15 protein-coding genes are annotated in these 21,797 nt (G+C 71.3%); 7 read left to right on the forward strand and 8 right to left on the reverse strand.

Translation table 11 applies throughout. The features are described 5' to 3' along the window. Positions 1–37: 37 nt before the first annotated feature. From ACK8N7_RS34165 to ACK8N7_RS34175, 3 genes are all read left to right on the forward strand, one after another. On the forward strand, positions 38–1,162 hold the full coding sequence (locus ACK8N7_RS34165) for a PP2C family protein-serine/threonine phosphatase (protein WP_500444934.1): 1,125 nt from the start codon (positions 38–40) through the stop codon (positions 1,160–1,162). 81 nt (positions 1,163–1,243) lie between these two features. After that, on the forward strand, positions 1,244–1,501 hold the full coding sequence (locus tag ACK8N7_RS34170) for a WhiB family transcriptional regulator (RefSeq protein ID WP_015606923.1): 258 nt from the start codon (positions 1,244–1,246) through the stop codon (positions 1,499–1,501). Between the two features lie 105 nt (positions 1,502–1,606). Continuing rightward, positions 1,607–1,990, forward strand: coding sequence for a YkvA family protein (locus ACK8N7_RS34175; RefSeq protein WP_403214104.1), 384 nt, complete (start codon positions 1,607–1,609; stop codon positions 1,988–1,990). A 22-nt stretch (positions 1,991–2,012) separates the two neighbouring features. Here ACK8N7_RS34175 and ACK8N7_RS34180 read toward each other — a convergent pair whose 3' ends face one another. Next, positions 2,013–3,362: a DUF6777 domain-containing protein gene (locus ACK8N7_RS34180; RefSeq protein WP_500444936.1), complete on the reverse strand. Its 1,350-nt coding sequence runs from the start codon at positions 3,360–3,362 to the stop codon at positions 2,013–2,015. Between the two features lie 178 nt (positions 3,363–3,540). On the opposite strand from ACK8N7_RS34180, the gene ACK8N7_RS34185 reads away from it, so the two are divergent. Then, positions 3,541–4,869 (forward strand): streptophobe family protein, encoded by a 1,329-nt coding sequence (locus tag ACK8N7_RS34185; RefSeq protein ID WP_500444938.1) that lies wholly within the window; start codon positions 3,541–3,543, stop codon positions 4,867–4,869. A 3-nt stretch (positions 4,870–4,872) separates the two neighbouring features. Here the strand turns inward: ACK8N7_RS34185 and ACK8N7_RS34190 are convergent, their stop codons facing one another. The 5 genes from ACK8N7_RS34190 to ACK8N7_RS34210 all read right to left on the reverse strand — a co-directional run bounded on the left by ACK8N7_RS34190 (position 4,873) and on the right by ACK8N7_RS34210 (position 10,285). Beyond that, the gene (locus tag ACK8N7_RS34190; RefSeq protein ID WP_500444939.1) at positions 4,873–5,898 is read right to left on the reverse strand and encodes a serine/threonine-protein kinase; all 1,026 of its coding nucleotides are present in this window, start codon (positions 5,896–5,898) and stop codon (positions 4,873–4,875) included. Continuing rightward, positions 5,895–6,656: an SH3 domain-containing protein gene (locus tag ACK8N7_RS34195; RefSeq protein WP_500444940.1), complete on the reverse strand. Its 762-nt coding sequence runs from the start codon at positions 6,654–6,656 to the stop codon at positions 5,895–5,897. The genes ACK8N7_RS34190 and ACK8N7_RS34195 overlap by 4 nt, the downstream gene beginning before the upstream one ends. 9 nt (positions 6,657–6,665) lie before the next feature. After that, entirely contained in the window at positions 6,666–9,032 is a 2,367-nt protein-coding gene (locus tag ACK8N7_RS34200; RefSeq protein WP_403214114.1) for an FHA domain-containing protein, read from the reverse strand. Between the two features lie 104 nt (positions 9,033–9,136). After that, a complete protein-coding gene (locus tag ACK8N7_RS34205; RefSeq protein ID WP_403214116.1) occupies positions 9,137–9,553 on the reverse strand; it encodes an ATP-binding protein in 417 nt (138 codons plus the stop codon). 129 nt (positions 9,554–9,682) lie between these two features. Further along, positions 9,683–10,285: a sigma-70 family RNA polymerase sigma factor gene (locus tag ACK8N7_RS34210; protein WP_403214118.1), complete on the reverse strand. Its 603-nt coding sequence runs from the start codon at positions 10,283–10,285 to the stop codon at positions 9,683–9,685. A gap of 67 nt (positions 10,286–10,352) precedes the next feature. Between ACK8N7_RS34210 and ACK8N7_RS34215 the strand changes: the two genes are divergently transcribed. Together ACK8N7_RS34215 and ACK8N7_RS34220 are read left to right on the forward strand one after the other, a co-directional pair. Beyond that, positions 10,353–11,192, forward strand: a complete 840-nt coding sequence (locus ACK8N7_RS34215) for an alpha/beta fold hydrolase (protein WP_500444942.1) — start codon at positions 10,353–10,355, stop codon at positions 11,190–11,192. Between the two features lie 117 nt (positions 11,193–11,309). Next, entirely contained in the window at positions 11,310–14,672 is a 3,363-nt protein-coding gene (locus tag ACK8N7_RS34220; RefSeq protein ID WP_500444944.1) for a LamG-like jellyroll fold domain-containing protein, read from the forward strand. 500 nt (positions 14,673–15,172) lie between these two features. Here ACK8N7_RS34220 and ACK8N7_RS34225 read toward each other — a convergent pair whose 3' ends face one another. Continuing rightward, positions 15,173–17,524: an AbfB domain-containing protein gene (locus ACK8N7_RS34225; RefSeq protein WP_500444946.1), complete on the reverse strand. Its 2,352-nt coding sequence runs from the start codon at positions 17,522–17,524 to the stop codon at positions 15,173–15,175. Positions 17,525–17,603: 79 nt separating this feature from the next. Then, positions 17,604–20,048, reverse strand: a complete 2,445-nt coding sequence (locus tag ACK8N7_RS34230) for an RICIN domain-containing protein (protein ID WP_500444948.1) — start codon at positions 20,046–20,048, stop codon at positions 17,604–17,606. A gap of 583 nt (positions 20,049–20,631) precedes the next feature. Between ACK8N7_RS34230 and ACK8N7_RS34235 the strand changes: the two genes are divergently transcribed. Then, on the forward strand, positions 20,632–21,717 hold the full coding sequence (locus ACK8N7_RS34235; RefSeq protein WP_015606910.1) for an ABC transporter substrate-binding protein: 1,086 nt from the start codon (positions 20,632–20,634) through the stop codon (positions 21,715–21,717). Positions 21,718–21,797 lie beyond the last annotated feature (80 nt).

The raw sequence follows: 21,797 nt of genomic DNA on the forward strand, positions 1-21,797 counted from the left end.
GGATGCGGAGCGTCCCCGGGCCGTACAGCGTGGGGGTGTGGTGCAGCAGCGCAGGGCCCAGTGGATCCCGGTCGGGGTCATCGTGCTGGCCGTCGTGATCGACCTGGCGACCCCGGCGGACGTGACCTCCGCGCCCCTGCTGATGGCCGCGCCGGTCGCCGCCGCACCCCTGCTGAGTCTGCCGGGCATCATCGCGGTCGGCGCCCTCTCGATGGCCGTCCACGCCGTTCTCGCCCGGGTCCACGGCACTTTCGGCTGGCAGGAGGGCGTCGCCAACCAGCTCACCCTTCTGGCCGTAACCGTGCTCGCCGTCCTCATCAACCGCAGCCTGGAGGGCCAGAGCGCCCGCACCCGGCGCGCCCGCCAGGTCGCCGCCGTGGCCCAGGCCGCCGTACTGCCCCGACCCCCGTCACGGCTGGGGGACCTCCGGATCGCCGCCCGTTACATCCCCGCGGAGGACGAGGCCCTGATCGGTGGCGACCTCTACGTCGTGCAGGAGACCCCGCACGGGGTCCGCGTGATGGTCGGGGACGTCCGGGGCAAGGGGCTGGGCGCCGTCCGCGCGGTCTGCGCGGACCTGGGGGCCTTCCGTTACGCCGCGGACGAGGCGCAGGACCTGCCCCGCCTGGTGACCGCGCTGGAGCGGGCCCTGTTGCGCGAGGGCGGGCGGCGCGGCGGCCAGGAGCAGGACGAGGGGTTCACCACGGCGCTGATCGTCGAGTTCACCGCCGGTCTCGACGACGTACGGATCGTCAACCGCGGCCATCCGCCCCCGGTGCTGCTGGACGCCCGGGGCACGGCCACCGTCCTCGAACCGTCCCAGGAGGCGCCCCCGCTCGGCATGGCGGCCCTGGGCCCCTGGTCGTCCCCGGTCGACACGTATCCCTTCCCGCCCGGCTCCACGCTCCTGTGCTACACGGACGGCGTCACCGAGGCCCGCGACGAGACCGGTGTCTTCTACGACGCGGCCGTACGCCTGCCCCACCTGCTGCGCAACCGCTCGCTCGTCGGCGACCCACCGACCCCCGGGCAGATCCTCCAGCTGCTGATCGAGGACGTCGGGCGCCACACCGGCGGCCGGATCCAGGACGACCAGGCCCTCCTCGCCCTGCACCGCCCCGCGCCGGAAGCCGATCGGGTTTCCCGGCGCCCACGTGTTTGAGGCGCCGATCGTCGGTCACCCGCACGGTACGGCCGTACGGCGAGCGCCTGCGGCACACATCCGACACCGGGAGTGAGCAGCATGGACAACTGGCGTACACACGCGGCCTGCCGCGACGAGGACCCGGACCTGTTCTTCCCCATCGGGAGCTCCGGCCCCGCCGTCGTCCAGGCCGCGGAGGCCAAAGCGGTCTGCCGGGGCTGCCCGGTCCAGGCCCAGTGCCTGGAATGGGCCCTGGAGAACGGCCAGGACTCCGGCGTCTGGGGAGGCCTCGCGGAGGACGAACGACGCGCGCTGAAGCGCCGCAGCCGCAGGCGCGCCAAGAACACCGCCGGCTGACCCCGGGACCGGCTCCCCGGCCGTCGGCCGGGTTCCGGAGCGGCCAACCGCCGACACCGCGTCGGCGCTCTCGTCAACGGCGGCCGAGTGGGTAGACGATGAGCCATGGACACCACCGTTTGGCTCGTTGTCGCCTCCGTCGCCGCACTGATCATGCTGGCCCTGGCCGCCGTACTGCTGGTGCGCGTCTTCAAGGCCAGGAAGCTCCTCGTCGACGCCGGGATCCCGCTGCGCAACAAGGCGCTCGTCTGGGCAGCCGTCGTCTACACCGTCTCCCCGGTCGACCTGCTGCCGGACCCCGTCTACCTCGACGACATCGGATTCCTGCTGCTGGCGCTGCGCTCCCTGCACGCCGCCGCCGCGTCGGCCGGACTGGGACGGGCCAAGGGGAAGGGTGCCCCGGTGGAGATCCTGAAGCCGGAGAAGACGGCACTCGGGAAGGCGGCACTCGGGAAGTCGGCCGAGCCCCGGCCGGACGCGGTGCGTTAGACGTTCGCGAGACGTTCGCGCGCTAGGTGCTGGGCGGCTGTTCCTGCGGCTGCTGCTCTTCGGGCTGCTGCGGTTCCTGCGGCGGCGCGGGCTGGGAGTCGGGCGAGTCCCCGGGCGGGTTGTCGGGGGGCGGGGGGTCGCTCGCGGGCGGACTGTCCGGCGGCGGCGTCACCCCGTCGTCGGCCGGGGGCGGGGAGTCGCCGGGCGGCGGGGATTCGCCGTCGGGCGGGGATTCGCCCTCGCTGGGAGCACAGGAGCGGTCGTCGGATCCCGGCGGGCAGGGCGACTCCGACCCGTCCTTCTTCTTGTCCTTGGGCGGATCGGTCTTCTTGTCCTTGCCGCCGGTGTCTCCCGCCGGGCGGGTGAACCAGTCACCGCTCGACGGATCGACCATCTTGAACTCGTCCACCGGCTTCGACGACGGCTGCACCACGACCACGTCCGACGCCCGGTAACCCGGCCAGGCCTTCCCCGTCTGCTTCGGAGTGCTCTCCTGGGCCACGGGCGGCAGCAGCGGGTTGCCGCAGGCGCAGCGCACCCGGGGCACGCCGCGGTCGTCGACGAGGACGGCCGTACCGGCCTGGAGCACCGCCTGATAGGCCGTCGCCTTCCCGTCCCGGAAGCCGTGGTTGGTGACGCGGGTGTCCATGCGCAGCTGTACGGGGGTGAGGGAGCGGAGATAGTCCGGTACGGCCGACGGCTCGATGTCCTGGACCGAGGCGAACGCCCGGTTCTTGTCCGGAGCCGCCCGCAACGTGCTGATCTGCTTCTCCACATCGCAGCTGGCGACCTTGCGGGTGCCCCCGTAGAGACCGGGCGCCGCGCCGTCCACCCCGCGTGTCACCTGCGACCCCGTGGCCGAGGCGCTCGGGACCGCGGACGGGGAGGCGGTCCCCGGCTCGGGGTCGCTCTTGCGCGCCGTGGACTCCGTGAAGGGGTCCGGGCCGGAGGAGCCCGCCGCCTGGAGGAACACCTCGCCGCCCGCCTTCGAACCGCCGCCGTCGTCCGGGCGGGTCAGGAACACGACCAGCACCACGGCCACGACCACGGCCGCCGCGATCGCGGCGATCCGGGGCACGGACCGCCACCAGGGGCGCTCCGGACCGGATCCGGGGGCGGCGCCGGAGCCGCCGCCGGAACCGGAACCGCCTCCCGGACCGCTTCCCGAACCCCCGCCCGGACCGCCGGAGTCCCCGGAGCCGCCCGAGCCGCCCCCGCCCTGCGAACCGTCGTGGCCCCCGCCGCTCGGCGGACCCGGCGGCGTGCCGGACACCGTGGGGGGCGGGGGCGTCGGGCCGGACTGGGAGGGGCCCGAGAGCGGACCGGAAGGCGGTCCCGTCGGGCGGCCTGAGGACGGCGGTTGGACACTCACGGGCTCTGCTCCCCGAGGTTGGGAACGGTTCCGGACCCCCACCCCCACTCGGGGCAAATCATAGGAATCCTGGCCTTATCGCACTCATTGTGTGTACCGCCCGCGCACTCCCCGCAAGCGGAGGGAGCAACCGTTTCCCCGGGGAGCGGAGCACCGGACCACTGCTTAGCGTGGCAGCGTGAACGTCCGGGCGAGCAACGACAGGAACAGCGCGAAGCGCGCGCCGCACGGCTGGCGCGACGCACTCGTGGCGGTACTGGCCGGAACCCTGGCCATGGTGGTGACCGCGGCCCTCGGCCTGTGGGCCGCCGGTGCCGCCGGGCTGCCCGGCGGCGCCTTCCCCCGGGTGGCCGCCGCCGTCGTCGTGATGGCGGCGGGCGGCTCCGTCGGACTCGCGGGCGACGCCGGCTCCCTGGTGGGGGCCCAGGCGGGGCTCTCGGTGCTGCCGCTCTCGGTGACCCTGGCCGGTGCGCTGCCCATCGCCCACGGGTTCCTCCGCCCCCTGCGCCACCGGGCCGTCGCCGGAGGCCGGGAACTGGCGGGCTGGGCGGGCCGCGTCGCCGTCCTGTGGGCCGTGGTGCTGGTCGTCCTCTCGCTCGTGGCCCGGCACACGTTCACCCTCCCGGCCGAACGTCTCACCGGGGACGGAACCGGCGACGGCACCGAGGACGCCATCGGGGACGTACTGGGCGACTCGGCACGGGTCGGGTTCCGCGCCGACCTCCCGCTGACCCTGCTGTTCGGCCTGCTGTGGCTGGCCGGCGTCCTCGTGCTCGCGCTCCTCGTCTCGCGCCGGGCGCCGCTTCCGCTCCGGCTGGTGCGCTTCCAGGAGACCGTGCGCCCGGCCGCGTCCGCCATGGTGGCGCTGCTCCTCGGCTCCGTCGCCCTGGGCGTCGTCGCCGGACTCGTCGTGATGGTGGTGCGCGGCCACCCGGCCCAGACCCTCGCGGTGATCCTCCTCGGACTGCCCAACCTGGTCTGGCTCGCGCTCACCCTGGGCCTCGGCGCCTCCTGGGAGGGCAAGGTGCAGGGCCCCTTCGGACTGCCGATGCCCCAGGTGCTCGACTCCGTCCTCCGTACGCCCGACCTCTCCACCGTCGACCTCCGCACCCTCGCCGAACAGGACGGACGCGTCTGGTGGCTGCTCGTCGTCACCGCCCTCCTCGTGCTCGGCTCCGCCTTCCTCATGGCGGTCCGGTCACCCGCCCGCATGCGGCCCTGGCAGCACGCCCTGCACCTGGCGGTCGCGCTCACCCTGACCGTGCTGCTCATCGGCCTGACCGCCGGGCTCTCCGCCCGCTACGGGCTCTCCCTGCTGGGTATCGGTGACCTCGGCGGCGGTCTCGGCGGGGAGGTCTCGCTGCGCCCCCGGCTGTGGACCGCCCTCGGCATCGCGTTCTTGTGGGGCCTGGTCGCCGGATTCCTCGGCGGGCTCGCCGCCACCCGGGTGCACCGGCACGGCGAGCTTCCACCGGACAGCCCCAAGGGCCCGGCGAACGCCGGATAGCCCCTACGGCCCCGGAAACACCGGGCGGGCCCAGCGCGGCGGCCGGGGCGGCGGCTCGGGCGTCGCGGACCAGGAACCGGCCCTCGCGTCCACCCGGGTCGGTGCGTGCTGCCCGGCCGAGATCCCGGACGCCGCCGCCCGCAGCGCCGCCACGAACCGCAGACAGGTCTCGTAACGGTCGTCCGGCGACTTGGCCAGCGCCTTCGCCAGTACGCCGTCCACCGCGCCCGGCAGGCCGGGCCGCAGCCCGGACGGAGGCGGCGGCGGATCGTACTGGTGGGCCCACAACAGGGCCATGTCGTCGTCCCGCTGGAAGGGCGGCGCCCCGGTCAGGGTCTCCTGCACGACGCACGCCAGGCTGTACACATCGCACCGGCCGTCCACGGGCTTACCCGAGATCTGCTCCGGCGCCACATAGTCGAGCGTCCCGACGAACTGGCCGACCGTGGTGAACCCCGTCAGCGACAGAGACTTCTTCGTCAGCCCGAAGTCCGTCAGATACACATGCTCCGGATGGTCGCTGTCCGTCCCCGCCGCCACCAGTATGTTGCCCGGCTTCACATCGCGGTGCACCAGATCGTGGTCATGGGCCGCGTCCAGCGCGGACGCGACCTGCCCGCCGATCCGGACGGCGGCGGTCAGATCGAGCGGCCCGCGCCGGTCGATCAGCACGCGCAGATCGGCACCCGCCACATAGCGCATGGCGATGTAGAGCAGCCCGTCCGTCTCACCGGCCTCGAACACCGGCACGATATGGGGGTGGTCGATCGCGGCCGCCACCCGCGACTCATGGGTGAACCGCTGGCGGAAGGTGTCGTTGCGGGCCAGTTCAGGGGCGAGCAGCTTGAGCGCGACGATCCGGTCCAGCCGCAGATCCCTGGCCCGGTAGACGACGGCCATGCCGCCGCGGCCGATCTCTGCCTCCACCAGATAGCCCGCGATCCGCTTGCCGATCAGCTCGTCGTCCCGGCCGGCCGGGAGCCCGGCGTCGTGCGACGGCGGGGGAGGGGGAGGCGGTGGGGGAGTCATGGCCCGTCACCGCCCGCCGTCCGGCGACTCGTCGGAGTGACCACGCGGGTCGGTTCGGGCGCCACGACCCGGGTGGGTTCGGGTTCGTCGCCGGTCACGACCCGGGTCGGCTCGGGCCCGTCCCCGGCGGCCACCCGCGTCGCCTCCGGCGGCTTGTCCGCAGCTACCACCCGCGTCGCTTGCGGCGGCCCGTCCGCGGCGACCACCCGCGTGGGCTCCGGTTCCGCAGCGCCGGCCCCCGTGGACCCCGCCCCCGTGAACCCCGTCCCCGAGCCCGGCCCCGACTCCGCCGCGTACGTACTGAGCTGTGTCCCGTCGCAGAAGACCCACCGCTCGTGCTCGGCGTCGAACAGCCACACCGACTCCCCGTCCACGACCATGCCCACCCGCAGCCCCCGCGTCCGCTGCTGGAAGCTCTCCCCGTCGCTGCGGCCCTCGGCCAGGTCCTGGGCCGCGCGCCGGTACTGGTTCAGGGCCTCCTCCGCCCGGGCCAGCAGGGGCCGCGGGTCCGCCGTGCGGGCGAGGGGCTGACCTGCGGCCGGAGGGGCCTGCGGTACGGAGACGAGGAGCCGTCCGTCGACCCAGGCCGACCAGCCGTTGGAGCAGGCGACATACGCCCAGTCCCCGCGCCGGTCCACCAACTGCACCGGCAGCAGGGCGTCCAGCGGGTCGGTGGGCCGGGCGGCGTCGGCAGCCTCCCAGGCGGGCAGCCCGTCCGGGGGGATGACATGGGTGGGGCGGAATTCCGGGGTCGCCATGGAACCGCCTTACTTCCGCATGATCGCGGGCTCATGGCGCCGCAGCAGCTTCGTGACCACGAATCCGAAGACGGCGGAGAGGACGATCAGCATGCCCATGTTGAGCAGCCAGACCCCCGCGGAGTGCCCGAAGAGCGGGTCGGACGTCAGCTCGCCCGGCACGATCCGGGCCAGATCGACCGTGCCGGCCATCGCCCCCAGCGCCCACCGCGACGGGATCAGCCAGGACAGCTGCTCAAGCCCCGGAACCCCGTTCAGCTTGAGCAGGGCCCCGCAGAACACCACTTGGACGATGGCGAGGAGGACGAGCAGCGGCATCGTGACCTCCTCCTTGCGCACCAGCGCGGAGACCAGCAGGCCGAGCATCATCGCGGTGAAGGACAGCAGGGCGACGGCCAGGGTGATCTCCACGAGCGGTGGCAGGAAGACGCCTTCGCCGCCCGGCGCGTTGAGGTCGACGCCCACCAGTCCGACCAGGGTCAGCACGATGGCCTGGAGGACCGTGATGGTCCCGAGCACCACGATCTTCGACATCAGGTACGCGGATCTGGAGAGGCCCACGGCTCTCTCCCGCCGGTAGATCACCCGCTCCTTGACCAGCTCGCGTACGGCGTTGGCGGCACCGGTCAGCACTCCGCCGACACACAGGATGAGCAGCGCGTTCATCGCCGTCTCCTGGGTGAGCCTGCTGCCCGCCAGGGCGCGGGCCATCGCTCCCATGACGAAGGGCAGCGCGATCATGATGATCAGGAACGTCCGGTCGGCGGCGAGCGCGGAGGCGTACCGGCGGACCAGGGTGCTCAACTGCGCACCCCAGTTACGGGTCTTCGGCGGCGGGGTGACGGACGCGCCGGGCGCGGCCCGGGGCAGCTGGGGCTGTGCCGAGGCGTTGACGATGTACTGCTGGTGGAAGGGCGAGCCGGCGTACGTGGCCGCCCAGTCCCGGCCCCGGTCGTTCTCGAACGCCTCGAACGCCTCCGGCCACTCCTCGAAGCCGAAGAACGCGAGGGCGTCCTCCGGCGGGCCGTAGTAGGCGATGCGCCCGCCGGGGGCGAGGACGAGCAGCCGGTCGCAGACCTCCAGGCTCAGCACGCTGTGCGTGACGACGATGACCGTACGGCCGTCGTCGGCGAGGCCGCGCAGCATGTGCATCACGGAGCGGTCCATCCCCGGGTCGAGCCCCGAGGTCGGTTCGTCCAGGAAGAGCAGCGAGGGCTTGGTCAGCAGCTCCAGGGCCACGCTCACCCGCTTGCGCTGGCCGCCGGAGAGACTGTGGATCGGCTGGTCCACCCGTTCTTCCAGGCCGAGTTCATGGATGACCTCGGAGACCCGGGCCTGCCGTTCCGCCTTCGCGGTGTCCTGCGGGAAGCGGAGCTCGGCGGCGTACCCGAGGGCCTTACGTACGGTCAGCTGGGAGTGCAGGATGTCGTCCTGCGGTACTAGCCCGATGCGCTGGCGAAGCTCGGCGAAGTCCCGGTAGAGGTCACGGCCGTCGTAGAGGACGGTGCCGGTGTCGGCGGGGCGCAGCCCGGTGAGGGCGTTGAGCAGCGTCGACTTCCCGGCGCCGCTGGGCCCGACGACACCGAGCAGACACTTCTCGCCGACGGGGAAGGAGACCCCGTCGAGGAGGGTCTTGCCGCCCTTGCCCGCCTTGCCGACGGTGACCTCCAGGTCCTGGACGTCCAGCGACACCTCACCGGTGTCCACGAACTCCTGGAGCACATCGCCGACGAGGCTGAACGCCGAGTGGCCGATGCCGACGATGTCGCCGGCGCCGAGCACGGCCCGGGACACGGGCTGGCCGTTGAGGAAGGTGCCGTTGTGGCTGCCGAGGTCGACGATCTCGTGACGGCCGTCGGCGAGCGCCCGGAGTTCGGCGTGGTGCCGGGAGACCACGAGGTCGTCGATGACGAGGTCGTTGCCGCTGTCGCGGCCGATGCGCACGGTCTTCGAGGGCAGGGGCCGTACGGTGGTCGGCTGCCGGAAGGTGCCGGTCGCGGCGGGCATCGAGACGGCCGAGGGCCGGTCCGCGGCGGCTGCGGGGCGGGCGGGGGGCTCCCGGCCCAGCAGGACCGCCCGGGGCCCGTCGGACGGGTTGCCGAAGTGGATGATGCTGCCCGCGCCGACGCCCGACTCATGGACGCGGTGGCCGCCGGTGTACGTGCCGTTGGTGCTGTCCTCGTCCTGGAGCGTCCAGTGACCGGCCTCGGGATGGAGCACCGCGTGGTGCCAGGAGACCCGGGCGTCGTCGATGACGATGTCGCTCTCGGGATCGCGTCCGACATGGTAGTCCCGGCTCGGACTCATCACCGTGGAGCCTAGATCGGTCTCCAGGACGAGCTCGGGCGCCGTCGGCGCTGCGGGCCGCTCTGTCATATCCGAATTCTATCGAGACGTCACGATCGGCGCCCGTTGCCGCCGGGACCGCCCGCTCTGCGTGGGCTCCGGACTGTTGCCGGAGCGCCGAGGGGCTCGGGCCGTCAGCGGAGCACGGTGGCCAGGATGATCTTCCCGCCGTCCGCGGACTCGCGGACCGTGACCTCCTGGGCCAGCCGCTGGATCATCGGCCAGCCGAAGCCGCCGGTGCGGCCCGTCAGGTCGGGCGTGCGGTCCTGCGGGTGCGCCGGGCTCGGATCGGTGACCCGGACATGGACGCCCGTGCGGTCCGCGGTCAGCCGGAGCGCGCTGACGGCTCCCGCGTGCCGGACGGCGTTGGTGACCAGCTCGGACACGAGGAGCAGCAGATTCTGCACCACGTGCGCGGCCGGCTTGGGGTGCAGCCGAGCGACAAAGCTGCTGACCGCGTCCCGAGCGTCGGCCGCCCTCTCGGGCCGGCAGACGTAATCGGTGCGGGTCTCCCCACTCGGTGAAAGTGTCATCAGCATGCGGTCGTTCATAGCGGTCACCCCGTCACTTGAGCTTTCTGGCTGAACTCCGGATACCCCCGGAACGGGATTTCATGGAGAACAGCCGCGAGGGGGGACGACACGCCTGGTTACAACTCAGGTCCCGCCCCCCGGTACGGCTCAGTTCCCGCCTCCGAGCCGATCCCGCTGGATGCGATGGGCCAAGGTGCGGCGCGCCGAAGCCGACCCCGGGGCGGTCACTTTCGCGGGGGCGTCGAGTCCGCGGCTGATCACGTCGTAAGCCGTCCGGAAACATCCGGGCAGCTCCTCCCGGTGCAGCGTCAGGTCCTCTTCGACGAGGCGGCGCAACGCGTCGACTTCGAGTGGCGTGAAGCGCTTCCGCCCCCGGCCGAGGGCGTCGACGAAGCGCGAGCAGCGGGCGTTGTCGCTCAGGGCCTCGGAGACCTCCTCGGCCAGACCCCACAGACGCCCTTCCAGCCAGGGCGTGTCGTACTGGTCGAGGGTGAGCTCCGCCAGAGGCCGCGGGCCCCCCGGGCCGTGCTTCGTCACCTGCTTGGAGACGGCGGGCTGACTCATGCCGGTGAGCCGGGCGATCCTCTCCTGGGTCCAGCCCGCCCCGGCGAACAGCGCCAACATTTCGCTGCGCAGCTGCCGCATCTCCTCACCCGCACGGATGACCTCGTTCATTCCGGCGAACATTCTCACCGCCTGCTCCTCGCTGAGGAACTCGGGGCGTCGGCGGATCTCGTCCTCGTCTGTCATAGCTCGGTTATACCTCAATGATCCCATTGTCATAACCAGGTTGTACAACTCAGTTATAAGGATCATCATGGCTGCCATGGCTTCCTTCTTCACGGCACCTGACGGAACCCGGCTCGCCTATCGCGTGACAGGGGACGGCGAGCCGCTGATCTGTCTCCCGGGAGGGCCTGCCGACTCCCGCTATCTGGGTGATCTCGGGGGCCTCACCGCGCACCGCCGGCTCGTCCTCCTCGACCTGCGCGGCACCGGCCGGTCGGCGCTTCCCGAACATGCCGCCTCCTGTCGCTGCGACCGTCAGGTGGCGGACGTGGAAGCCCTGCGGGAGCATCTCGGGCTCGCCCGGGTCGATGTGCTGGCTCATTCCGCCGGTGCGAACCTCGCGATGCAGTACGCCGCCCGGCATCCTGGGCGCGTCGGCAGGCTCGCCCTGATCAGCCCCGGCGTCCGGGCGGTGGGCGTGGAGATCGACGGGCGGATGCGCCACGCGCTCGCGCTGCGGCGGAAGGGCGAGCCGTGGTTCCCGGCCGCCTTTGCCGCGCTGGAGGCGATCACCGAGGGCACCGGCGGCGACTGGGAGGCGGTCGCGCCCTTCTTCTGGGGCCGCTGGGACGCCGCCGCCCGGCTCCATCACGCAGCCGGGCAGCCCCTCAACGGCGAGGCCGTCGCCCACTTCGGGGCCGAAGGGGCCTTCGAACCCGAGGTCACCCGTGCGGCACTCGCCGGCTTCGAGAGCCCTGTGCTGTTGCTCGCCGGTGAGTTCGACCTGAACAGTCCGCCCCGGGCGGTGGCGCAGTGCGCGGAGCTGTTCCCCCGCGCCTCGCTGGTCGAGCAGTCGGGGGCGGGGCACTACCCGTGGATCGACGGCCCCGACCGGTTCGTCGCGACCGTGTCGGCCTTCCTGGGCTAGGGCCCCGGGGCAGGGCTTCACCGGGGCTCCGGGCCCGGGGCCCGTGCCGTCAGCCGGTTTCTATCGTTGAAAATTCTCTGTGCACGACCGTTGTGCAGTGTTTGGTGTTGTGGCTCAATGTTCGACTATGTGCAGTGCCTCACAGGTTCGAGGTACTCCCGGCTCTTCGACGAGGACGACGCCTTGAGACGACAACACCCGCGCCCCCGTGCCCTGTTCAGGGCTCTCACCTGCGCCGCAGCGCTCCTGATACCCGTCGGTGCCACCCTGGTCCCGACGGCCGCCGCCGCGCCCGCCACCCCGGCACCGGCCACCGCCACGGCCTTCACGGCCGACGACCCGGTCACCGATGTGCACGGGCTGAAGGGCGAGTACTTCAGCATGTCCGCCCCGGGCGCCCGTGACTTCGCCGAGCTCGGCGCCACCTCCCTGGACCCCGAGATCAACTTCCCCGGCCTCACGGGGACGTTCGAGTCGGCGACCGGGAAGACCGAGCACACCACCGCCCGCTGGACCGGACAGCTCCAAGCACCCGAGACGGGCTCGTACACCTTCTCCGCCATCGGCGACAACGGCTTCCGGCTCTTCCTCGACGGCAACGTTGTCATCGACCACTGGCAGCCGGACTGGGACAAGGAGCAGCACAGCGCGCCGATCTCCCTGAAGGCGGGCGGGAAGCACGACTTCAAGCTGGAGATGTTCCAGGACATCGGCGGCGCCAGCATGTTCCTGCGCTGGCAGAGCGACACGCTCAAGAAGCAGATCGTGCCCGAGTCCGCCTTCACCCCGCCCGCGGACTTCGAGGTCTACCCGGTCGCCCTGAGCATCGCCAAGAACGGCAAGCGCCTCCAGGCAACCTTCAAGGACCGGGTCACGAACTACGGCAAGGTGAAGGACCACCTCAAGATCGAGGTCGACACCTCCCCGATGCCGGTGAAGTCGGTGACCCGCGCCTCGGACAACCCCCGGGCCCTGATCATCGATCTCGCCGCCCCCGTCCTCAAGGATCAGCGGGTCAAGGTCGTCCACGACGGAAAGAGCGGGCTGAAGTCGGGGACCGAGACCGTCCCGGAGATCGGCCGCACCGCCAAGAACCTCTCCACGCACCGCCTCACCACCACCTGGGGCGACAAGCTGGACAAGAACAACCCGCTGCCCGAGTACCCGCGCCCCCAGCAGGTCCGCGAGCAGTGGAAGAACCTCAACGGCCCCTGGGAGTTCGCCGGGGCCACCGAGGGCGAGAAGCCGGTCTTCGGCAAGAAGCTCGGCGAGCGGATCATCGTGCCGTTCCCGGTCGAGTCCCAGCTCTCCGGGCTCGAGCGCGACGAGGACCACATGTTCTACCGCAAGCTCGTGACCGTGCCGAAGAACTGGTCGGTCGGCAAGGACAAGTCCGGCGGTTCCGGCAAGGACAAGCGGCTCAGGCTCAACTTCGACGCCGTCGACTACCAGTCCACCGTCTGGGTCAACGGCACCAAGGTCGCCGAACACACCGGCGGTTACACCGGGTTCAGCGCCGACATCACCGACGCGCTGAAGGGCAGCGGCCCCCAGGAGATCGTCGTCGCCGTCACGGACAGGACGGGCCCGAACCAGCCCAAGGGCAAGCAGTCCACCAACCCCGGCGGCATCGTCTACACCCCGTCCTCCGGCATCTGGCAGACAGTCTGGATGGAGCCGGTCGCGCCCGCCGCCATCGACTCCCTGACCACCACGCCGAACATCGACACCGGCCGCCTCGCCGTCACCGTCAACTCCGCGAAGGCGTCGGCCAACGCCCGTGTCACCGCCGTCGCCCGCGACCGCAAGGGCAAGGTCGTCGGCACGGTCACCGGCCCGGCCAACCGCGAGCTGAGCCTCCAGGTCAAGAACCAGCGCCTCTGGTCGCCGGACGACCCCTACCTCTACGACCTCGACGTCTCCCTCACCGACGGCCGCTCCAAGGACAGCGTCGAAAGCTACTTCGGGATGCGCCAGCTGAAGATCGACAAGGTCGGCGGGTACCAGAAGCTCGTCCTCAACGGGAAGCCGTTCTTCTCGCTCGCCATGCTCGACCAGGGGTTCTGGCCGGACGGGCTGCACACCCAGCCCAGCGACGCGGCCCTCACCTTCGACCTGAAGGCCCAGAAGGACCTCGGCTTCAACGCCGTACGCAAGCACATCAAGGTGGAGTCGCCGCGCTGGTACTACCACGCCGACCGGCTCGGACTGCTGGTGTGGCAGGACTTCGTCTCCGCGGACATCGACAACGACAGCGGCAAGAACGCCTTCCTCACCCAGGGAAAGGAGTTGATGAAGCAGTTCCACAACCATCCCTCGATCAGCGGCTGGATCGTCTTCAACGAAGGCTGGGGCGAGTGGGACCGGACGGAGACCGGCACGATCGCCGAGGACGTCAAGGCGCTGGACCCGTCACGTGTGGTCAACGCGCACAGCGGGGTCAACTGCTGCTCGTCCAAGGGTGATTCCGGCAAGGGCGAGATCATCGACCACCACGACTACGTGAACAACGACCCGGCCTTCCCGGACGACCGTCGCGCCGCGATGGACGGGGAGCACGGCGGCTTCACGCTCCGGACCCCGGGGCACATGTGGCCGGGCGCGCCCGCCAACATCTACTCCGGGGTGGCTGACAAGGCCGCTCTCACCGCCAAGTACGTCGACAACACCCGTACGTACTACCTCGCGGCCGCCGGCGCCGAGCTGTCCGGCTCGGTCTACACCCAGGTCAGCGACCTGGAGAACGAGCTCAACGGGCTCTGGACGTACGACCGCCGTGAGATCAAGGTCGACCCGAAGAAGGTCCGGGAGATCAACCGGCAGGTCATCGCCGCCGGTGCGAAGGCCGGTCAGCGTGACGAGCTGAAGGGCGGCGGTTCCTGGTCGCTCGACGAGAACAAGGGCACCACGGCCCGCGACAGCGGCCCCAACAAGGCCCATCTCACCCTGGAGGGCGGTACGTCCTGGGCCCCGGGCGTCACGGGCTCGGCGCTGAAGTTCAACGGCGAGGGCCAGTACGCGCAGAGCACCGGTCCCGTCGTGGACACCACGAAGGACTACACCGTCTCCGCGTGGGCCTCGCTGGACGCCCTGCCGGGCAACTACGCCACCGTCGTCAGCCAGGACGGCCGGCGCACCGAGAACCCCTTCTATCTCCAGTACGGGCAGGGCGCGTTCGCCTTCTCCACCCCGGGCGGCAAGCGCGCCCGCCTGGAGATCACGCCGGAGACCGGGAAGTGGTACCACCTGGTCGGTGTCCGGCAGGGCAACGAGGTGAAGCTGTACGTCGACGGGAAGCTCGCCGCCACCACCGAGGCCGGTCCCGCCGATGTGAGCACCGGCCCGCTCTCCGTCGGCCGGGCCCAGTACGCGGGGGCCAAGGGCGACTTCTGGAACGGGTCCGTCGACCAGGTCGGGTTGTACGACAAGGCCCTGACCGCCGATGAGGTGACCGCCCTGTACGGCAGCCGGAAGCCGTAACGGGCAGCGAATAGGTCCGCTCCCGGCACCGGGAGCGGACCTATTCGCCGTGATGGGCGCGCCGGGCCACCCTCACGAACGCGGGGGCCCACGGTGTCAGGGGTCTCGCCTACTCCCAGTCGACCGGATATCCCCGGTGCCGGACGCATCCGCCGTCCGCCGTCAGGGCCGGCTCCCCCGAGTACCGGTCGGGCCTCGGCGACAACTCGACGTCGTGGTCGCCCTCCGCCCGCACCCCCGGCAAACCCGCTCCCCGTTCACCCTTCTCGGCGCGGGGATGTCCTCGGCCGTCAGGCCCTGCGCGGTCCATGCCGCGCGGAGGGTACCGACCGCCGCCCGGTACGCGGCGCCGCTCCCGAAGCGGGGCCCCTGCGTGCGTGGGAGATGCCTTGAGCCATCGGCGACGTCCTTCGGGCGAGACACCAGGCCGGCCCGGCAGCGACGGGGAGCTGCCCCGTCGCCGCCGGGCCGGCCGGTCATCGTTCATCCGCTCCGCGGGATCACGGGGCCCAAGGGGTGTCCACCGCCCACGTGGTGTCCTCGGCGAAGAGGGCCGGGCTGTCGAAGGCCCTTCCGCCGCCCGGAGTTGCCAGCCACACCTCCGAGTCGATGTGCCGCAGATAGCTGCCCGGCAGGTTGGCGCTGGTGAACCGCACCCCGCCGTTCCCGGCGACCGCGCACCAGGTGGCATCCGCCTTGAAGAGGGCGGAGTTGTCGTTGGCATCGCGCCGGACCCGGAAGTCCCGGTGACGGAGGAACTCACCGGGGTAGTTCCGGGACTCGAAGGAGTAGCAGTTGCCGTTGGCCAGACCGGTGACGATCTTCCAGGTGGCGTCCGCCTTCAGCACGGCCGGACTGCCGCTGTTCACCACCTCGGTGAAGGCCTGCCCGTCGTAGTGGCGCAGGTGCTTCGTCGTGTGGCCGGGAGTGGTGACGCGCAGGGACTTGTTCTGCCCGGTGGGCAGGGTCACCGGGGGAGCGGGGTTCCGGGACGCCTGGATGAGGGCCTGGTTGGCGGCCCTGACCCGGGCGGTGTCGACCTTGACGACCTGGCGGTCGTAGGTCAGCAGTCCGTTCGCCTCGTTCTCGACGTCCGTGATCTCCGTGTAGACCGACGCGGAGAGCCCGGCGGGGAGCTGGCCGACCCGGATCGCGTCCAGCAGGCCGACGAACCGGTTGTTGAGGGCCGCGATGCTCGGCTGGTCCTCGTAGCTGAACCCGCCGCCCGGGTACCACTCGTGCCCCGGCACCTTGTAGCCGAGACCGCCGAACTCGCCGAGCACGGCGGCCCGGGTGGCGGTCGGCGCGGTGTTGCCCGGGCCGACGTAGATGTGGTTGTCGACCACGTCACCGTTGCCGCCGTCGACCGAGCCGCAGCAGTTGACCCCGCTCATGTTGTTGACGAGACGTGAGGGGTCCTGCGCCTTGACCTCGTCGGCGATCCTGGCCTGGTCGTACTGGCCCCAGCCCTCGTTCTGGTTCACCCACATGACCACCGACGGCGAGCTGCGGTGCTGGTCGATGACCGCCCGGTACTCCGCCTCCCACTGGGTGCGCGCCGGCCCGTCCGGGACCTTGCCCGTGTCCATCGACGGCATGTCCTGCCAGACCAGCAGCCCCAGCCGGTCCGCCCAGTAGAACCACCGCTGCGGCTCCACCTTGATGTGCTTGCGGACCATGTTGAAGCCGAGGTCCTTGTGGGCCTGGAGGTCGTACTTCAGCGCCTCGTCGCTCGGCGCGGTGTAGATGCCGTCCGGCCAGTAGCCCTGGTCCAGCGTGCCCGTCTGGAACACGAACTTGCCGTTGAGCACCGGCCGCAGGATGTTGTCGACCTTCGCCAGGCCCACGGAACGCATACCCGTGTAGCTGCCCACCGTGTCCGTGACCGCCGCGCCGTCGAGGAGGTCGGCCCGCACGTCGTACAGGAACGGGTCCTCGGGGCTCCACAGCCTTGGGTTCGGAACGGGTACGGAGACCTCCCCGCCCACCCCGCCGGTCGCCGAGCCCACCACCGTACCGCCGCTGGAGACGGTGATCCGGGCGTTCCTGCCCGCCGCGCCGGCCGTCTGGACCCTCACCCGGAGCGTGCTGTTGCCCAGGTTCGGTGTCATGTCGAGGCGGGTGATGTGGGCCGCGGCGACCGGTTCCAGCCAGACCGTCTGCCAGATGCCGGAGGCCGCGGTGTAGAAGATCCCGCCGCCCGGGTGCGGCTTCACATCGTTGATGCGCTGCTTGCCGACCGCCTGGCCGCCGCTCTGGCTCGGGTCGAAGACGGAGACCACGACGGTGTTCGTACCGCCGTTGAGCTGCGGGGTGATGTCGTACGCGAACGAGTCGAAGCCTCCCTTGTGCGCCCCGACCTGGGTGCCGTTGACCCAGACCGTCGTCTGCCAGTCGGAGGCCCCGAAGTGGAGCTTGACCCGGCGGTTGTTCCAGTCGGCGGGGACGGTGAAGGTCCGCTTGTACCAGAGCTTGTCGTTCTCGGTGATCCGGCGCTGGATGCCGGAGAGCGCGGACTCCGCGACGAACGGGACGCGGATCTGCTCCGGGAAGGTGGCGGGCTGCCCCGTGTCACGGCCGGTGACCGCGAAGTCCCAGATGCCGTTGAGGTTCGTCCAGTCGGGGCGGGTCAGCTGCGGGCGTGGGTACTCCGGCAGCGGCTTGTCCACCGGGACCTGGTTCGTCCACGGTGTCGTCATGGGCGCCGGCTTCGGCGTCCAGGCGGCGGGCGCGGCCGCGGCCGGGGAGGTGCCGCTGCCGACGAGCGCGGTGGCCACCAGGGCGAGGAGGCCGGTGGTGGCCGTTAATCTCCGCCACCAGGTGGGGGTGCGGGGTGCGGGTGCTGAGCGCATGGATGAAGATCCCTTTCGTGGTCATACCGAAGAACTCCCCGCGCCGGGGTGGCGCGGGGAGAGGGCGGGGGAGTGGCGCTCAGAGGAGCCGCCACAGATGGTCGGCCGTTCCGTTGTCCTCGTACTGGACGACATGGGCGCTGTCGGCGGTGGACATCCCGTCCACGCCGAGCACCTTGTCCGAGTTCCGGTTACGGATCCGGTACCAGCCGGCCCCGTCCGGAACGAGCTGCCAGAGGTGGTCGGCGGTGTCGTTGTCGTCGAACTGCACGACGTGCGCGCTGTTCGCGGTGGACATCAGGTCGACGCCCAGCACCTTGCCGGAGTGCCGGTTGCGGATGCGGTACCAGCCGTCGCCGTTGGCGACCAGCCGCCAGAGGTGGTCCGCCGTCCCCGTGTCGCCGAACTGCACGACGTGGGCGCTGTTGGCGGTCGACATCCCGTCCACGCCGAGCACCTTGCCCGAGTGCCGGTTGGAGATCCGGTACCAGCGGTCCGCCAGCCATGGTTCGGCGTCCGGGGCGGCCGTCGGGAAGGACGTGATCCGCAGCCGTGCAGCGCCCATCGGGACGAGCGTGACCTCCTCGACCGGTTCCGTGGAGCGTGCCGGGCTCGCCCGGAGCGGCGCGACCACGTGCTCGTCGTCCGCCGTCCACTCCGGGATGCGGCGGGCCCGGGCGGTCATCGTGAGCGGGGTTCCGGAGTGGGTGAACGGATTGTCGCCGGGGGCGCGGCCGGTGGAGCGGTGGCGCAGGTCCGCGGTGGGCCGGGCGGGGTCCAGGACGAGGCCGTAGTTCCACGGGCTCGTGGCGTGGACCGCGTACTCCGGGAACGTGTCGCTGCCGCCGATCCGCTCGTACCGCTCCCCGATGCGCAGGGAGTACGTGAGCGGCCCGTGGTCCACGCTCACCGAGCCGTGGTTCTCCGCCCAGGTGCGTACGGCGGTCCGCTGCGGCAGCCGCAGGGTGACCCTGTCGCCGCTCGACCAGGTCCGCTCGATCCGGGTGAACGCCGGGCCGGCGGGGGCGGTGACCCGCAGCCCGTTCACCCGGAGGTCGGGATCCGCGCACCAGGCGGGGACGCGCAGCACCAGCGGGAAGCGGAGCGGCTTCGGTGCGGTGAGGGAGAGCGTCACCGTGTCCGTGAAGGGGTAGCCGGTCTCCTCGGTGAACGTCACCTCCGTGCCGTCCGCGACCTTCGCCGTCACCTCGCTCGGCGCGTACATCGCCGCCGCGAGCCCGCCGTCCGGGGTGGCGAGCCACAGCTCCTCGGTGAAGTACGGCCAGCCCATCCCGTAGTTGTGCGGGCAGCAGCGGTACTGGTCGACGCCCGGCAGGTACGCCAGCATCGCGAAGGGGTTCTGGAACTGGCGGTCCCGCTTGGGCGCGTTGTCCAGGTCCACGCTGTTGGCGCAGGTGACGTAGTGGACCGCCTTGCCCGACGGATCGAGCGACGCGGGCAGCGAGTTGAACGCCAGCTCCTCGCATCGGTCCGCCCACAGCGGGTCCCCGGTGATCCGGGTGAGCAGCTGGTGGCTCGCCATGAACTCGACGATCCCGCAGGTCTCGAACCCCTGGCGGGGGTCGCCGTGGCCGGGCCGGGCGTTCTCGTCCCCGGCGAACCCGCCGCCGGGGAACTGCCCGTAGGCGTCCATGGCCTTCGCGTACGTGCCGTAGGTGTTCCGGGTGTCGGTCGCCGAGCCGCTGCGCAGCGAGAACTGGGCGGGTTCGCGGAAGCCCTGGGCGATGTTGACGTTGTGCGGGTTGACCAGATTGTCGCCCCAGTCCGCCCCGTACCGGTGGATCTTGTCGACGAGGTCCATGAGGTAGGCGTCGCCGGTGCGGTTGTAGAGCCACATCGCGCTGTCCAGGCCGTCGCCCCAGCGCAGGGCGATCCAGGAGGTGTTGAAGGCGCCAGGACCCTGGGCGTTCATGTAGCGGAAGAAGCGGCTGAGGAAGGGGATGATCCGGGTGTCGCCGCTGTACTCCTGCCAGGAGCGCAGCGCCTGGATCAGCGGCAGGAACGGCCAGAAGTCGGGGCCGCCGTTGAGCGAGGTCCGCAGCGCCTTCGGGCCGAAGAAGCCGTCGCTCTGCCCGGTGGCGAGGATCGCGTCCATCCAGCGGCGGGTGGTGGCCAGCGCGGCCGCGTCCCCGGTGACGATCGCGAGATCGGCGTAACCGCGCAGCCAGTACGGGACCTCCTCCCAGCCGCCGCGATCGGGGCGGACCCAGCCGGTCGCCGTGAAGTCCAGGAAGTGCGAGAACTCCTCGTACCGGCCGCACAGCCCCTCCAGCTGGAGCCGGAGCTGACCGGCCAGCCAGCCGCGTGCCTTCACCTTGCCCGGGGGCAGTTTGAGGAAGGCGGTGGGGTGGAGGGGGGCGGCGTTGGGGGAGTAGTGGCCGCCGGGGGCGGCCGCCACCCGGTGGCGATGGGGCGTGGCGGCGGTCGCCCACCGGCTCGTCGTGCCGGTGGCCACCGCGGTGGCCACGGCGGTGGTGATGAGCTGCCTGCGGTTCAGGGGCATGGGTACGGCTCCTGCTCTGAGCCGGTGGCCGCCTGAGCTGCCGTCGGCTCGGTGGGGGTGGTCGCCGCGCGCGGTGCGGTGCGCGGGGCTGGTGCAGGGCGTGGTGCGGGGGCCGCCCGGCCGGGGGAGCGGCGGGGCGGCCGGTCGGGCGCGGAGAAGCGGAGGGGCGCATGCCGAAGGTCGCCGTCGCGCGGGCGGCCCGGCTGACGGCAGCGGTGCTTGCAACGTTGGAAATATGGCGTCCGGCGGTATGACAGCACGGTGCCGGTCGGCTGTCCAGAGGTTGCGCAGGACCCGTTGCCGTGGGGCGGGCCGATTCCCGTACGCACGCCCCGGTGAGTGGCCGACACATTTTGGAAACGCATCGACCCTGCTCTTGCCGCCCGTGCCGCACCGCCTATATAACGTTGTAAACCGAGCCACCGACAGGCCGCGCAAGCTCTCGCGATCGCTGTTCCCGCAGTACGGAGCGGGGTCGTGAGGAATGCAGTGACATCAGCCGCCGAGCGGCCGATGCCTCGTCCCGCATGCCCGACCGCACGCCGATGCGCGTGCCGTCAACCCGCCAAGGAGCGTTCCGCGCATGAAGATCCAGCGTCGACCCCGTACCCTCGCCGTGGCCTGCCTCCTCGCCGCCACCGCCACGCTGGCCGCCGCCGGCTGCGCCAAGTCGGAGACCTCGAACAACGCGGGCGGCGACAGCAGCCAGGGCGCCCAGGAAGCCAAGTCCCCCGACTCCACCTCCGGTTCGGGCTGCTCGCTGGAGACCTACGGCGCACCGAAGCTGGACCTGAAGAACGCCGTCGTCGGCTTCTCCCAGTCGGAGAAGGAGGCCAACCCCTTCCGGATCGCCGAGACCCAGTCCATCAAGGACGAGGCGAAGAAGATCGGCGTCAAGAAGCTCCTCACCACCAACGCCCAGTCGCAACTGTCCAAGCAGATCAGCGACATCCAGGACATGCTGTCGCAGGGCGCCCAGTTCCTCATCGTCGCACCCCTCAACTCCGACGGTCTGGAGCCCGCGTTGAAGGCGGCCGCGGCGAAGAAGGTGCCCGTCCTCACCATCGACCGCAAGGTCAACTCGACCGCCTGCAAGGACTATGTGGCCTTCCTCGGCTCCGACTTCGTCGAGCAGGGCAAGCGCGCCGCCGACGCGATGATCAAGGTGACGGGCGGCAAGGGCAAGGTCGCGATCCTGCTCGGCGCCTCCGGCAACAACGTCACCACCGACCGCACGAAGGGCTTCGTCGACCAGGTGAAGGCGCAGGCGCCCGGCCTGGAGATCGTCGCCCAGCAGACCGGCGAGTTCGCCCGCGACAAGGGCCAGCAGGTCATGGAGCAGCTCATCCAGTCCAAGCCCGACATCACCGCCGTCTACGCGGAGAACGACGAGATGGGCCTCGGCGCCCTCACCGCGATCAAGGCGGCCGGGAAGAAGCCCGGCAAGGACGTCAAGATCGTCTCGGTAGACGGCACCCGCAACGCCGTCCAGGCCCTGGTCAACGGTGAGTACAACGCGGTCATCGAGTCCAACCCGCGCTTCGGCCCGCTCGCCTTCGCCACCGCTCAGAAGTTCTACGCCGGTGAGGAGATCCCGGAGAACGTGATCATCACCGACCGCGAGTACGACGAGGCCAACGCCAAGGACTCGCTCGGCGGAGCCTACTGACCCCGACCGGACGGCCGGCCGCCGCGACGCCCCCGAGGCGTTCGGCGGCCCGGCCCCGTTCCCGTAACACCGGAAGGCCA

The organism is Streptomyces griseobrunneus, assembly GCF_046713465.1.
GTDB classification, from domain to species: domain Bacteria; phylum Actinomycetota; class Actinomycetes; order Streptomycetales; family Streptomycetaceae; genus Streptomyces; species Streptomyces microflavus.

Excerpts from the sequence above, each read along its gene's own strand:
- ACK8N7_RS34175 (WP_403214104.1), top strand. The coding sequence starts at position 1,607 with ATGGACACCACCGTTTGGCTCGTTGTCGCCTCCGTCGCCGCACTGATC.
- ACK8N7_RS34210 (WP_403214118.1), bottom strand. The coding sequence starts at position 10,285 with ATGACAGACGAGGACGAGATCCGCCGACGCCCCGAGTTCCTCAGCGAG.
- ACK8N7_RS34170 (WP_015606923.1), top strand. The coding sequence starts at position 1,244 with ATGGACAACTGGCGTACACACGCGGCCTGCCGCGACGAGGACCCGGAC.
- ACK8N7_RS34215 (WP_500444942.1), top strand. The coding sequence starts at position 10,353 with ATGGCTGCCATGGCTTCCTTCTTCACGGCACCTGACGGAACCCGGCTC.
- ACK8N7_RS34220 (WP_500444944.1), top strand. The coding sequence starts at position 11,310 with ATGTTCGACTATGTGCAGTGCCTCACAGGTTCGAGGTACTCCCGGCTC.
- ACK8N7_RS34200 (WP_403214114.1), bottom strand. The coding sequence starts at position 9,032 with ATGACAGAGCGGCCCGCAGCGCCGACGGCGCCCGAGCTCGTCCTGGAG.
- ACK8N7_RS34190 (WP_500444939.1), bottom strand. The coding sequence starts at position 5,898 with ATGACTCCCCCACCGCCTCCCCCTCCCCCGCCGTCGCACGACGCCGGG.
- ACK8N7_RS34205 (WP_403214116.1), bottom strand. The coding sequence starts at position 9,553 with ATGAACGACCGCATGCTGATGACACTTTCACCGAGTGGGGAGACCCGC.
- ACK8N7_RS34230 (WP_500444948.1), bottom strand. The coding sequence starts at position 20,048 with ATGCCCCTGAACCGCAGGCAGCTCATCACCACCGCCGTGGCCACCGCG.
- ACK8N7_RS34225 (WP_500444946.1), bottom strand. The coding sequence starts at position 17,524 with ATGCGCTCAGCACCCGCACCCCGCACCCCCACCTGGTGGCGGAGATTA.
- ACK8N7_RS34235 (WP_015606910.1), top strand. The coding sequence starts at position 20,632 with ATGAAGATCCAGCGTCGACCCCGTACCCTCGCCGTGGCCTGCCTCCTC.
- ACK8N7_RS34195 (WP_500444940.1), bottom strand. The coding sequence starts at position 6,656 with ATGGCGACCCCGGAATTCCGCCCCACCCATGTCATCCCCCCGGACGGG.